10 protein-coding genes and 2 pseudogenes are annotated in these 15,016 nt (G+C 31.9%); 2 read left to right on the plus strand and 10 right to left on the minus strand.

Going from position 1 to position 15,016, the window contains the following annotated elements:
• Positions 1-657: 657 nt before the first annotated feature.
• The 7 genes and pseudogenes from ABLV95_RS11100 to ABLV95_RS11130 form a co-directional block, all read right to left on the minus strand.
• Positions 658-1,740, minus strand: a complete 1,083-nt coding sequence (locus ABLV95_RS11100; protein ID WP_460872087.1) for a gluconate:H+ symporter — start codon at positions 1,738-1,740, stop codon at positions 658-660.
• Positions 1,703-2,002, minus strand: coding sequence for a hypothetical protein (locus ABLV95_RS11105; protein WP_460872088.1), 300 nt, complete (start codon positions 2,000-2,002; stop codon positions 1,703-1,705). The genes ABLV95_RS11100 and ABLV95_RS11105 overlap by 38 nt, the downstream gene beginning before the upstream one ends.
• 205 nt (positions 2,003-2,207) lie before the next feature.
• Positions 2,208-2,873, minus strand: a complete 666-nt coding sequence (locus ABLV95_RS11110; protein WP_427706097.1) for an ABC transporter ATP-binding protein — start codon at positions 2,871-2,873, stop codon at positions 2,208-2,210.
• A 10-nt stretch (positions 2,874-2,883) separates the two neighbouring features.
• Positions 2,884-3,807: an ABC transporter permease gene (locus ABLV95_RS11115; RefSeq protein WP_427706095.1), complete on the minus strand. Its 924-nt coding sequence runs from the start codon at positions 3,805-3,807 to the stop codon at positions 2,884-2,886.
• Complete coding sequence (locus tag ABLV95_RS11120; RefSeq protein ID WP_427706093.1) at positions 3,804-4,970, minus strand: ABC transporter permease; 1,167 nt, start codon at positions 4,968-4,970, stop codon at positions 3,804-3,806. The genes ABLV95_RS11115 and ABLV95_RS11120 overlap by 4 nt, the downstream gene beginning before the upstream one ends.
• 61 nt (positions 4,971-5,031) lie before the next feature.
• Positions 5,032-6,570, minus strand: a complete 1,539-nt coding sequence (locus ABLV95_RS11125) for a hypothetical protein (protein WP_460875702.1) — start codon at positions 6,568-6,570, stop codon at positions 5,032-5,034.
• A gap of 288 nt (positions 6,571-6,858) precedes the next feature.
• A pseudogene (locus ABLV95_RS11130) lies at positions 6,859-8,258 on the minus strand (MFS transporter).
• A 365-nt stretch (positions 8,259-8,623) separates the two neighbouring features.
• Here ABLV95_RS11130 and ABLV95_RS11135 point away from each other — a divergent pair.
• Positions 8,624-9,566: pseudogene (locus ABLV95_RS11135) on the plus strand (nucleoside hydrolase).
• 94 nt (positions 9,567-9,660) lie between these two features.
• Here the strand turns inward: ABLV95_RS11135 and ABLV95_RS11140 are convergent.
• From ABLV95_RS11140 to ABLV95_RS11150, 3 genes are all read right to left on the minus strand, one after another.
• The gene (locus tag ABLV95_RS11140) at positions 9,661-10,803 is read right to left on the minus strand and encodes a CapA family protein (RefSeq protein WP_427706087.1); all 1,143 of its coding nucleotides are present in this window, start codon (positions 10,801-10,803) and stop codon (positions 9,661-9,663) included.
• Positions 10,804-10,983: 180 nt separating this feature from the next.
• The gene (locus ABLV95_RS11145) at positions 10,984-11,610 is read right to left on the minus strand and encodes a nitroreductase family protein (RefSeq protein WP_460875704.1); all 627 of its coding nucleotides are present in this window, start codon (positions 11,608-11,610) and stop codon (positions 10,984-10,986) included.
• 234 nt (positions 11,611-11,844) lie between these two features.
• A complete protein-coding gene (locus tag ABLV95_RS11150; protein ID WP_069816593.1) occupies positions 11,845-12,288 on the minus strand; it encodes a GNAT family N-acetyltransferase in 444 nt (147 codons plus the stop codon).
• Positions 12,289-12,799: 511 nt separating this feature from the next.
• On the opposite strand from ABLV95_RS11150, the gene ABLV95_RS11155 reads away from it, so the two are divergent.
• A complete protein-coding gene (locus ABLV95_RS11155; RefSeq protein WP_427706085.1) occupies positions 12,800-14,962 on the plus strand; it encodes a bifunctional glycosyltransferase/CDP-glycerol:glycerophosphate glycerophosphotransferase in 2,163 nt (720 codons plus the stop codon).
• The last annotated feature ends 54 nt before the right edge of the window (positions 14,963-15,016 follow it).

Below are 15,016 nucleotides of genomic sequence, written 5' to 3' on the forward strand. Positions count from 1 at the left end.
TAAAAAGATAAACTTCGCCGTAAAATGCTGTATCAAATTTTAATAATTAGATATGAAATCATGCGGGGAATAAATCTCGTTAATACAATATTTAACGTTACTTGTTAACAATAAGAAAGCAACGCTTACAAAGTATAAAATAATTCATAAACTGCTACCATTTTATTTGCGTGCTTGCTAATTTATTTTACGTTCAAAACAAGGCGAATGCACTTTTTATACAAACTCTTGTATACGAAGTTATTATACGCATATAAAAACTCAAGTCAAATCGACTTTTCAATCGGTAATAACTGTATATAAAAGTATCTTTATACAAATTAGGCTTACTTAATGTATAAAGATATGGCACAATTCATTCGCCTTCAGTCCTATAGATAAAGTCCATAGCGTGTCATTTTACGATGTTACTCATTTATTCATTAAAAGTATATTCACATTAAATATCACTTTTACGCTTAATGGCCTTCAAACGTTGTAACACCAACACTTTCAGCCAATTCATCGCCTTTCAAATCACAAATTTACCCTTATTTTACTTTTTTATTGTATTTATACACAAATGAAGCAGTATCTACAAGGAATTGTGTTTAATCCATTCAGATACTGCTTTTTATGATGTTACTCAAATATATAATTATGCTTTTAGTAAGGTGATTACATAAATAAATCTAGTATTAGAACAACAATTAATCCAGTAATTGATGTCGTCAATAATAAGACGCCCCATGTTTTAAAAGTGTCTTTTATTGAAATATTAAAGTATTCTTTAAATAGCCAAAATGAAGCATCATTTACGTGTGTAATGGTATTACTACCTACCGCAGTAGCAAGAACCATAAGCACTGGACTTACGTTAAATGTAGGGATCAGTGGTCCTACAATACCTGCTGCAGTAATCGCTGAAACTACACCTTGCCCAGTAGCAATACGAATTAACGCTGTAATGAGCCAAGCCATGATAAGTGGTGAAATATTAGTATCTTTCATAATGTCTGCTATATAGTTCCCAACATTAGCTTCTAATATAACTTCTTTGAACGCACCACCTGCACCGACTATGAATATAATCGTTGCAACACCTTTCAAGCCAGTTTCAAATGTCTTCATCATGTCATCCATATTTTTACCTTTTCTAAGACCGAAGATAACAATAGCAGTTAAAATAGCAATAATAAGACTGATTTCTGCACTTCCTATAAATGTCACAGCTTCATGTAATAATGTATCTTCAGTTATAAATAAACTTAGAATTGTTGAAATAGAAATTAAAATAGCAGGAATAAGTGGTATAAATAAACTCATTCCAAAACTTGGCATTTCACTTTCAGAAAAAACCTTGTTCTTTTTTAATAACGGAGGTACTGGGTAATCCATTTTCTTCATAAACTTAGGCAATACAACACCAGCCATAATTACACTAGGTACAAAGACAATAATGCCTAATATATAAACCATACCCATATCTGCATTGTAAGCATCTACAAGTGCAGTTGGCCCTGCTTGAGGTGGGAATATACTATGAGATAGTGTCGTGGCGACAACCATAGTAATAGCTAACTTCATAAATGGTGTTTTTGCTTCCACAGCAATACTAATTACTAATGGTGCTAAAATCATAAATGCCACTTCATAAAATACAGAAATCCCAAATACAGCACCTACAATAATTAATGCCCAATGCACATGTTTAGCACCAAATTTATTTATAAGTGTTGATGCAATGCGTTGTGCTCGCACCTGAATCCACCATTAATTTACCAAGTACTGCACCAAATCCAATAATAAGTGCAAGACTTCCTAACGTTGATCCTAATCCTTCTTTAATCGTGTCTAATATTGCAACAGGTTTCATCCCGTTTATAAAACCAACCACTATTGCTGAAAAAATGAGTGCTAGAATACTATTGATTTTGAGCTTAATATTTAAGAATAATAGTAAGGCAACCCCTATTACGAGTGAAATGAGTGGTAGATGTTCGCTTAAAAATGACAATTTCATGTCCTCCCATCCCTTAATAACTTATGAAAGCGAATTCACAATTCCTAATTATAATAGATTTAATTAAAAATAACAACGTTGTTATTTAAAAATTGCATTTAATTTAATTTCTCAAAAGGTATTCAACATATTAATATAAAAATAAAAGCATACCCGTCACTGTATATAAGTCGCTTTATAACAATAACGGATATGCTTTTTAATTTTATTTATGATACGTATCAAAATGCCATTGCTTATCTTTCAGAATATCTCTATAGAACGGATCAGTGCCGATCACTTTAATGCGATCTGCTAACGCTTCTACTTCGTCTAAATGATGTGTGGTTAATATAATCAGACATTGTGCTTTCATTTTATTGAGCAAGCTATGAATATCATATCTTGATTTCAAATCTATACCTACAGTTGGTTCATCTAATATTAATATTTGCGGGTTGCTTAAAAGTCCTATTAATACATTCACTTTTCTTTTCGTGCCACCTGATAGTTTCGACACAGCAACTGTTCTATCTGTTAAATGAAGTTGGGAAGCATACTGGTTTATCGTGTCTTCGGTTATAGGATTTTTGCATAATGCCTTAAAGCAATTGATATTTTCATTTACTGTCATGTGTTCAAATAACGCAATATCTTGAGGTACATAACCGATCATATCTTGAAGTTGCTTTTTTGCAACTTGGTCACCAAAGTAAGTAATATTGCCATAATCCGCTTCCTCTAATCCTGAAACCATTCTTAACAAAGTGGATTTTCCAGCCCCATTTTCACCAAGTAAAATAGTTAACTGTTTATCTTCAAATGTCATATCTAGCGATTCAAAGATGCTTTTACTACGGTAATGTTTTTTGATATTTTGTAATTCTATCATCTTATCACTCCTATAATTGTATGAAGATATAAATTAAACCCATCACCAGTGCATATATAAGTGTCATAAATAGTCTATGACTTAATGTATTTACTTTAAATAATAGCCAAGCTACGCCTAATTCATAAATTAAAATAACCCATAGCGATTTCACATAAAACATCAACGATAAATTTTGCTGAAACACGACTGCTGTCACACTTAATAAAACCATTAATATCATAGTATGTGCAATAACATATGTGCCAAACAATTTAAGGCGACTATAGCGGAACATAAACAGTCTTGCCAGCGCACCATTTTGTTTCAATCTTTGATGTAACACAATTTGAACACTGCTGACGCATAATAAAATTGCAAAGACAATACTTAATGATATAGAAGTATTAGAACTGTGATTAATAACATAATGCGCAATCTTTGATTCTGGTGTTTCTTGATTTAATTTTCTATTAACTGCTTTTAACGAAGTATCTTGATCATTATCTTCTAAGTGCGACTTCACTATATTAGGTATTTGCTGTTCATACAAAGAACGACTAATCATTTCTAACGTAATATCTCCAATAAAGTCATCTCTGCCATATAGGGTTAGTGCATCTTTTAAATGATTACTATGCAACTTGTCACTATAATTTTCTGGTATTTGCAAACTGACTACCGCTTCTTTTCTAGTAACGCGTTCCTCAATGTATGCTTCCTCAAGCGGCACATGCTCTACTTGCACAAATTCATTGCCATCTATAGCTTCAATCAAATTTTTAGATGCTGACGAACGTTCTTGATCTTGGACTGCCACTGGTATTTGAAACGATTGATTGAGTGTCTTATATACGCCCCACACCGCTAATAAGGTACATAATAATAGTAGCGCTAGTAACACGTATTGTTTCCACTGTTTTACAATTACGATAAAAAGGTAAGGTTGAATCATTTACGATACCTCCCAACAATGACAAATATTAATACAACAAATGATAATAGAAAGCTAATATAAAACATGAGCGGCGTTTCTAAAATGTAATTATTTAATATGATTTCCAACATTTGATTTGTTACAAAACTAAATGGTTGTACCGTGAAAATACCATTGAATAAATGCTTGAAATATATAGTAGGTATGATTAGACCTGATAGTAACAATATGATAATGCTGAATATACTTTTCAAAATATAATTCATCCATTTAGATGATATTAAATCAATAATCGTCAGCCAGATTATCAACATCAAGATATAATATATGAGTTGAATCACTACAGTAGACCAATTGTAGCTTTCAAAATCATTCGGCAATACATTGAGCATCCAAAACAAGCCAACTACAGCCCAGATACTTGTATAAAATAATGTAAATAAACTTCGAATAAGCGTCAGTTTCTCAAATGAAAAATGATACATACTTAACCTAGATTTCAGTGCTGTTACTTGATTCATTTTTAAAATTGAAAATAATGATAAAGCGAAGATAAAAATAGACGCTAAATAGCCGGTTATCACATAATAGCTCGCAGTATCGTATATTTGTACAGGTTTATAATCAAATCCACCTGTACGATTTAACCCTGTAAACAATAAGTCTGTTAATAAAAGCATCGTGTCTTCTTTTCCTGCATCCTCTGCAAGTGATGTATAAGCGAGTCCCCCACCCATAGACAACATGAGTCGATTGTACACTGAACCTGTTAATTGATTAATAACTAAACTTTTAGTCGATTGTTTATCATATGTATAAACTGAAATAGGCAAGTTACCATTTTTATAAAATGACTTAGTCATTCCTTTTTCAAACACATAGTATCCTTCTAACTTCTGAGCTTTTAACAATTGGTGTGCTTCGTGTTTATTATAGCGCTTGATACTAATATCTTTGCCTAAGTTTGTCCCATCGCCCATCGATTTAAGTATTAATGCAGTTTCTGTCGATTGATCGCGATCTACAACACCAATTCTAAATTTGGAATCATCTTGATTAAATTGTTGTATGACAAGTAAGGTTGAAAACAAACCAATGATAATTAACACTAAATATAAAAATAAATGCCATTTTTTCAATAAAAAAGAGTGGTAAATGCGAAACAATTGTAATGTTCTCATTTAACCACTCCTTTCATTAATATTTTAGTTTAGTTTAAATTCTTGCAATGCTTATTTATCTTCAAGATCTTTCACAACATCTTTCAAGATGTCTCCGAGCATTATCAGAAATTTCTTTTTGTAATTTACTGAAGTCACTTTTAGACATTGTATTTAAGTCTTTCGCACCGGCTTTATCAAACTTAATGTCTTCTTTAAGTTTAGTTTCGCCTTTGATGTTAACTGTAACAGGTTCATATTGAACTTCTGTAGTAATGTCGAGATCTTGTTTCTGTGAATTATTCTTCACATCAGTCTCTAATTTATTTTCATATTCAATTGTAGTTTCATCGTAGTTTGCACTGATTTCGACATCGCCTTTATCAGTACGTTTGTTACCGTCCACTGTTTCTTTATTTGTAACTTTGATATCTGATTCTTTAATACCATCATCAAAACCTAAAGTATATTTATCTTCATACTTATCATCATCTTTTGTTGACTCACCTTTAAGCGAAATCTTAGCCTCATCAGCAGATACGTTATAATCCATAACTAACTTGTCATCCTCGATTAGACTTGTACCCTCTAATTTAATTTCAGCACCGCTGTTATCTTTCAATCTTAAATCACGTTTAAGAATTTGATTATCATCTTCCCATATTACAGATTTAATACTTGGGAATTCATCTTTATCAGCATCTTTCACTTCTTCTAAAGCTTCATCAATTGAATCATCATATTCTTCAGCATTAAATTGGTCTTCTGCAATGCCTTTAATATCTTTATCTTCTTTAGCTTTTTCTAAAACTGCTGTCAAAATTGATTTCGTTTCAGCTTTGCTAATATTCATTGTTACTTTATTCGTATCTTTCTCTTCGCCATCCACATCGATCTTATCGTCTTCTTTTTCAAAATTATCATCATCAAGTTTATCGATAATTAATTCACTATAGCGTTCACTAATTTTCTCAACTTTTTCTTGTGAAATTTGTGTACCAGATAATAGAGAATTTAAATTCAATGTATCATTCGTGATTGCTGAATTGTTGCTGTTCATACTTGATGAACTACTTGAAAAACTGCTTGACGAACTAGTTGATGAACTATCCACTTTTTCACCCGTTAATTTTTCATAAACATCTACGAGTTCATCATTTTTAGCTTTGTAAACATCATCTAAAATTGGTGCTGAGTAATATTGATTGTCCTTATCTGCTGCCCATTGAAACTCCCCAATTTCATTGTCGGCTACAGTAGGGTTTAATGCTAGTACTGACTTTTCGTTCTCTGGATCATGTCCCATTTTAAATCCTAACCCAGAAGCATCTATTGCAGATTTTGGTATATCAGATGATTTAAGTAATTTCTCTGGTACATCTGCACTTGCATCTAAACTAATTAAATATGACTCATCTTTCATTTTGTCTTGAAATTTAAATTCATTTTCAAAACGGTCCTCAGCGTATTCTTGCATTTGCTTAGCGGTTTCTTGCTCACTTAATAAATATGTGTTCTTCGGTGAATTTTTCATGAAATAATAAGTAGCCGCACCACCTATCCCAACAACGAGTAACACCCCAATAACGACTGCTATGACAATCTTCACTGTCTTTGACATATCGTCCAACCTCCCATAAACTTTTATTTCTTTTATAATATCACAAAACTTATAATATTAATTAATTAATTTGATAATTTTTATAATTTTTTACATATTTTTAAATTATATATTTATACTTTTTATACCAATGATATTATTTAATTAAGTGCAATATATTGTGCTTAATTAACGATTGTACAAATTATTACAAATCACTCTTATAGATTCATCACATAAAAAAGACGCAATGCCCATGAATAAGCATTGCGTCCTTTCGAAATTATTTAATTCTTATAATTCACTTTATTAATCTTTTTTAACTTCATCTTCCCACCAAAGTGCATCTTTAGGATTTTGAATGACGTCTTCATAATCTTCTTGGTTTTCAACGTTTGGATAATTTCCTCTCAATGATTTATTTGATGTTGATTTAAACATTGTTAAGAAAATAATAAGTCCGATGACGTTAATAAACATCAAATAATATGAAGGTGAAATTTCTTGACCTGTCGTTTGTACTAACATTGATAGAATAAATGGTGTCAAACCACCAAATATTGCGAGCACCGATATTATAAACAAGTGACAAGGTACGTAATCTCACTTTTGTATGGAACATACTTGGTAACACTGATGGCATTACGCCTTCAAATGTAGACATGAATAGTGCGATGATAAATAATCCTAAGATAACGACTGGTATCATTGGAATACTCATGAGCCAGAAAGCAAGCACAGAGAATAAACTAAAGCCAATTAAACCAAATAAAATCGTCTTCTTATTACCAACTTTATCACTGTACCAACCAAAGAAAAATACGGCTGGTATCATTACTAACATCGTGACTGTACTCAGTATAGAACTCATGGTGCCCCCTAAGTTAATGGTTGAGTTTAAGTACGATGGCATAAAGGATAGCACCATGTAGTTAGCCACATTTAAGAATGCTACACCGACGAAACAAACGATGATATCTTTCCAATAATATTTAAATATATCTAAATAAGAATATTCTAATTCTTCTTGTTCTTCTAATGTCGATTCATAAGCAGGACTTTCGTCTAATCCTGTACGCAAGAAGATACCTACAATACCTAATGGCGCGAGCAAGGATAAATGGAATTCTCCAACCCCAGTCTGCCATTTGTTGATCGCTTAACAATGCATACATAAGACCAGCTAGAACTGCCGCCATAATACTACCTGCGAGTGTACCAATTTCTAGTCCACTACCTAACTTACCACGTGCTTTATCTGGTGATGATTCTGCTATGTACGTCATCGCACCGGCGTACTCTCCACCAGTTGAAAATGACTGAATCATACGTACTACAAGTAATAGAATTGGCGCCCATATACCGATTTGATCTTGCGTTGGTAGTAACCCAAGCATCAATGTTGAAGCCGCCATAAGTAATATTGTTGATGATAATACAACTTTCCGTCCATATTTATCCCCTATATGACTGAAGAAGATACCACCAATCGGTCGTACTATAAATGCAAAAGCAAATACAGCAAATGTAGATACAATTTGCATCTCTTGCGGTAAATTACCAAAGAAATTGGCACTTATAACTACCGCTAATTGCGCATATAGCCCGAAGTCAAACCACTCAATTGCGTTACCAATACCTGTGGCAACCACACTTTTTTTAGCTTGATCGGAATCTACCCTATTAACTTTTTCTTTTTTAAACTTCACAAAAAAAACACCCCTTAATTTTTGTCTATCAATATAACATAACATAACCTGTGCACAAATTTTTAAACAATTTAAATTTAATGTTCCATGTATTTTGCGTTTAAAATGCATAAATACTTATATATCAAAACGATACAGCACCCTACTTTATTCTCTATATTTATTATAATTACCATAGCATTGGACTTCATGGATTAAAAAATAAGATCAATTAGATAAAATTAATTCATTTTAAATCACATTATGTTATATAAATACTTTTTACAACTCAAAAATCATTCTTAAATTAATTATTCAGAACGAAACATATTGATTTCTTTGGTATAATAGCCTCATAAAAATGAACATATGGAGGCACTCAAGTTATGAAACAAATTTATTTTAACCATGATGGCGGCGTAGATCACCTCATCTCTTTATTTCTTTTAATACAAATGGATGATGTAGAGCTTATTGGTGTAAGCGCAATTGGCGCAGATAGTTATATCGAACCGGCAGTAAGTGCATCTCAAAAAATAATTAACCGCTTCTCCGACCAACCAATACATGTGGCCGCTTCAAAAGAACGTGGTAAACATCCTTTTCCAAAAGATTGGCGAATGCATGCATTTTTTATGGATGCATTACCTATTTTAAACGAATCATCAAACCAACAATCTTTGTTATTAAAACAGCCTGCTTACCGAGATATTATAGATAAATTACAAGACCATTCTCAAAAAGTCACTTTACTTTTTACAGGACCCTTAACAGATTTAGCCAAAGCTATCACAGTAGAGCCTACTATTGTTCAGAATATCGACCGCCTTGTGTGGATGGGTGGTACATTTTTAGATAAAGGTAATGTAGAAGAACCTGAACATGATGGTACAGCTGAATGGAATGCTTTTTGGGATCCTGAAGCTGTTCAAATTGTGTTTGATACGGATATCAAAATAGAAATGGTAGCTTTAGAAAGCACGAATCAAGTGCCTATGACATGGGATGTTAGACAAGCATGGGCTAACGAACGTCATTATCCTGGTGTAGATTTCTTAGGTGTAAGCTATGCTCGCTGTCCCACCATTAACACATTTCCAAACGAATTCTACTTACTTCTTATGGGATGTATTAACAACAGCTTACATTGGCATGCCTGAACTCGTTCACCAACATAGCGTAAATGTATCTGTACATACTGAAGGTGCCGGCCAAGGCCAAACGTATATTGACAACTTAAATGGTAGAGCTATTTCAGTTGTTGACCACGTTGAACATGATGCTTTCTTCAAATACATCACTGATTTAGCTAAAAAAGTCATACGTTAAAAAGTAAATACTAGTTTTACTAATATAAAAAAGAGGGATCTCCAATTTTTGGAAGATCCCTCTACTCATTAAATATTATTAACAGACACATATATTAGTAACTATCCGGAGTTAAATATTGTTTATCGATGACATCTTTAGTAATTGTTTCTAAACGCTGTTTCGTAACGTCATTTTCGTGATCATAGCTTAATGCGTGTCGTTTTGCTAACTTATCATCGTATCTTTTGAGTGGATACATTTTAAAACTATGTCTTGTGTTGTCATCTAGCGGATGAGCTATTTCATAATGCGTAATTAAAGATTGCCATTTAACATCTTTAATCGTTACACCCTTGGGCAATTTCTCAATATTAAAACGAATATTACCCCCTAATACATTACTTTCATCACCAGTAGTTTGCCCATTCAAAAAATTTCCCAGGGAATAAGCTACAAGTGTCTTATGATTGTCTTTACCTTCTACCCATTCTATAGGTTGGATGACGTGAGGATGTGTCCCAATTACAACATCTACTCCTGCATTTGCAAATACTTCAGCATATTTTTTCTGTTTGCGCGTTGGTTTATGTTTACCTTCACTTCCCCAATGTGCCGACACAATAACCGCATCACTTTGTGTTTTAGCTTTCGCTACATCTTTTTTAATCTGAGCTTCATCAAAATAGTTGATATGATACGGTTTTTCAGGAGAAATATCATTTGTGCCATATGTATAACTTAATAGTGCAACTTTGATTCCATTCCTCTCAACAACGGGTATATGGTTTCTCTCTTTTTGTGAATTAAACGCGCCAGTATATAAAATATCGTCAAATTTTCCCCATAAATTTATCTCATTCAGCAATCCATCGGTCCCTTGATCAAGCGCATGGTTATTCGAACCATTAACGATGTCAAACCCCACATCAACGATATCATCCGCTATATCCGTCGGCGTATTAAATTGTTTGAAGCCTGAAAATCCTTTTTCATCTCCACCAATTGGTGATTCTTGATTTATATACGAAATATCCGCAGATTTAATGTCTTCTTGTAAGTATTCATACATAGGTTTAAAGTCGAAACTATTATCATCTTGTAATGCATCCTGATAAACTACTGGATGGATTAAATTATCTCCAACTGCATAAAATGAAATTTTATCTACTAATTGCTTTTGGTCTTGCAAGCATAGTCCACTAAAAAATATAAAAACAGTAAATAACAGTGTCATCATTATTTTATATTTCCACATAGCTTTCCCCCTTTGACCATTTCAAAAAACATTCATATTACATATATTAATTCTATTATAATTAAATATCTCAATTTATTATAGAGTATTTACAATAAACTCAAACTTCTTTAACAATATAATAATTGGGGCTCAGACATAAATTTATGTCTCAGCCCCAATTGGATTCAGCTTATAATATTATACGTGCTTAGTAATTGTTTCTCTTGGTAAACGATATGAACCATGAGCAGGATTTTTTGCTTTTCCTATCGCTATAATCATGACAGGTTCATAACGTTCTGAATCTATATCAAAGGTTGTTGCTATTTGATCACTTTCAAATCCACCTATTGGATTCGTATCATAACCATAAGCTCTGGCAACTAACATGAATTGCATAGCGACTAGACTACCATCAATTTTTATAATATCGTTCATTTCACTTTTTTCTAAACTTCTATAGAAAGGTAATACTTTCCCAAGCAATTCATCTTTCACATCTTCGGGCATTAACCCTTGCTTAACAGCGTTACTATAGATTTCTTCACCGTATTCATGACTTTGCATATCCCCAAAGATAACTACCATTGCGGACGAAGTATCATTTTGACGTGTATTAAAACGTATAAGTGGACGTAATTTATCTTTACCTTCATCACTTTCTACAACTAAAAAGCGCCATGGTTGCATATTCACTGATGACGGTGCTTTTGTTGCTTTTTGAATCATTTCATCCATTTCTGAAGTTGGTATTTTAACTTGCTCATCAAAAAGTTTTACAGATTTTCTATTCATTACTATATCTTCAAAGTCGTTATTAATCATTATTCATTTCTCCTTAACTATTTTTAACAAAATCAAATTATACTCAATTTATTTATATTTACAAATCATCTGTTTGAGAATGAAATAAATAGTAACGAGAACTTAAATAATCATGAACAATACTTCATCAGAAACTTAATATAAGGATACGTTTTTCAAAAAATCTATTATACTCTTTTTAATTAAATACAATTCATTCACTTAAACTTCACGAGTGCAAAATCACAAGTTGTTCTAATCTGTTATTTGCATAGACATCGTTATATTTCTATCACAAAAACCCATTTTTTCGTATAATTTTTTAGCAAAGTTATTCGCAAAAACATTCAGCCTTACTTCTTTGATATTTTTCGCTTTAAAATACTCGCCGACAAATTGTATTAATTCTTCAGCGACCCCGTGTCTTCTATATTCATCAAATACATACAACTCATATATAAATCCATACTCTTCTTGAATAAAATAATCTGTTTTGTCATCTATAAGTACGAAACCTTTCATGTGTGATTCTTCTATTAATACATAATATTCAGCACCTTCGCTTATTAACTGTTTTGACACTGATCTCATCGCATGATCTGATAAGTCAAAGTCTGCTGTTATTGCTTCTTTAAATACAGTCGGTATCGTCTCATTGATTATTTTCAATTCTTCTTGGTTTGCTTTTCTAATTGTCATTATTATGCACCCTTTCTTCAACACACTTTCATTGTAAATACTTACAATCATTGTTATATCACTTTACATTTCAAATAATTTTTATTACTTTGACAATACCCTAAATCAAAAGAAATTAATTTCAAGACTTTGCACAATAAAAACTTTATCGTCTGACAACTTTAATATCAATAGAATTCTTATTAACTACTGGATATATTGTATTTTTATAGTAAAATAGGATAGTGACTTTATCTATATACCATTAATTACAGGCGGCTTCACTATATTATTAAGATGGTTTTTGTAATATACAAATACCTATTTTTCAAATGTGAATACTGTACATGATACAATGGATGCTTTACAATCAACAGATCATCCGATGATTGACAACCATTGTTTTTTTAATAGAGCATTTCAATAACTTACAACGCTATTATCAATAGTTGAAAATATTATAAAAAGTTCGATATATTCTACCTTATATCAAAATATAAAGAGAAAATTTTTTAAAAAGAGGGAATAAATAATGAAGTCTATATCTGTCATAGTGACTTATTACAACTCAGAAGACTATATAGAAAGATGTTTAACTAGTCTTAAAAAACAAAGATTTCAAGATTTTGAGTTAATTTTAGTTAATGATGGTTCAACTGATAATTCAAAAACAATCGCAACACAAAGTATTGCAAATTGGGATATACCAATAAAAGAAATTGATTTACAACAAAATACAGGTCATGCACATGCAAGAAATATTGCCATGCAAGAAGTAGATGCACCATATTTTATATTCATTGATTCAGATGATTATTTAGCTTCTTATGCACTTGCATTTTATATGAAAAAAATAAATCAATTTGACGCACTTATTTCACCAATACATTCATTTACACTTGATATACCACAATATATAGACCAAGACTTAGTGCGTGTAGACTATTTAGATACGAAAACTAAATCAAATCAATTTTTACGCAAAAATTCAGCATGTAATATTGTCTTTAAAACGGCTATCGCACGTGGACATAATTTACAATTTAATGAAGCCTTAGATGTCTTTATTGACTGGTCTTTCATATTAGATTTCATAAAATACTCAAACGGTTTTGTACGTGTGAGTCGCTTCCCATTTTATATCAAAGGCGAAGTTTATGACCCATTCTTAAAACCAAGGTTATCTAAACAAGATTTCGGCATCGTCTTCAACGATTATGTTTATAGTTTTTCAGATTCTATCCAACGCGCACCTTTAAAAGAAAACAAACGTTTCATAAAAAATAAAATGAAAAATTTATTTAAATATTCGTTTGAGCCTTCGTTGAGAAAAACACCTGAAAGATATGAACAAAATAGTGAGTTATTACCAAGCGTTACAAGACAACTCTTTCCTACAATTTTCAAAAATGAAAAACCTTTATTTATCGCTGAAGCACTCATGCTTATGTTTAATAAGAGAAAATCAGCATTTAAAATTAATCAGCTTAGAAATAAAGCAAGATTAGCTAAAAATGTTGTTTTACGCAGAAAAAATAAACATCGTGCACTTTACCAATTGACAGATTCTGAAAATAAAGTTAATCCAAAAACAATTGTATTTGAAGCTTTTGGTGGTAAAAATTACAGCGATAGTCCTAAATATGTTTATGAATATATGATGAAACATCATCCGAATTATGAATTTATATGGGTATTAAAAAAGCCTGACAGCATACAAATACCAGGCCCAGCAAAAAAGGTTCGAAAAAATTCTAAAGCATACTATGATGCTTATTCTAGAGCAAAATATTGGGTATCAAATGCTAGGCTCCCACTGTTTCTAAATAAAAAGCCTAACCAAGTCTATATCCAAACTTGGCACGGTACGCCATTAAAACGCTTGGCAAACGATATGAAAGTCATTCGTATGCCTGGAACAACAACAGATCGTTATAAACGCAACTTCAGAGAAGAAACAAATCGTTGGGATTATCTCGTTTCACCAAATGCTTATTCATCAAAAATATTTGAAACAGCATTCTGGATGAACCCAGAACAAATTCTAGAAATTGGTTATCCTAGAAATGACGTTTTAGTTAATCGTTCACAAGACGAAGCCTATCTTCAAGAAATCAAAGAAAACTTAAATTTACCTGAAGATAAGAAAGTGATTATGTACGCTCCTACATGGAGAGATGATGAATTTGTTAAAAAAGGTAAATACTTGTTTGATTTGAAAATAGACTTAGATAACTTACATGAACAATTAGGTGACGAATATGTGATTTTATTAAGAATGCATTACCTAATTTCTAATGCCCTCGATTTAAGAGGTTATGAAGAGTTTGCAATTGACGTTTCAAATTACAGTGACATCTCTGAATTATACTTGATTTCAGATTGTTTAATCACAGATTATTCGTCAGTCATGTTTGATTACGGCGTACTAAAAAGACCACAGTTCTTTTTCGCTTATGATTTAGATAAATACGGTCAAGATTTACGTGGTTTCTATCTTGATTATCATAAAGATTTACCAGGTCCAATTTATCAAGATGCTTATAAATTAGCTGATGATTTGAAAAACTTAGACCAGGTAAAAGTAGATTACAAAGATAAAATCGACACTTTCTATAATGACTTTTGTTCATTAGAAGATGGTAAATCGTCTAAAGCAATTTCTGATTTAATTACTGGTCAACAAGACGAGTAGTTTTTATACAAGCGTTTCAGCGCTTGTATTCCTTTATTAAATTAGCCTTATGGG

The sequence above is a fragment of the Staphylococcus sp. Mo2-1 genome (assembly GCF_046721385.1).
Taxonomy (GTDB): Bacteria; Bacillota; Bacilli; order Staphylococcales; family Staphylococcaceae; genus Staphylococcus; species Staphylococcus equorum_A.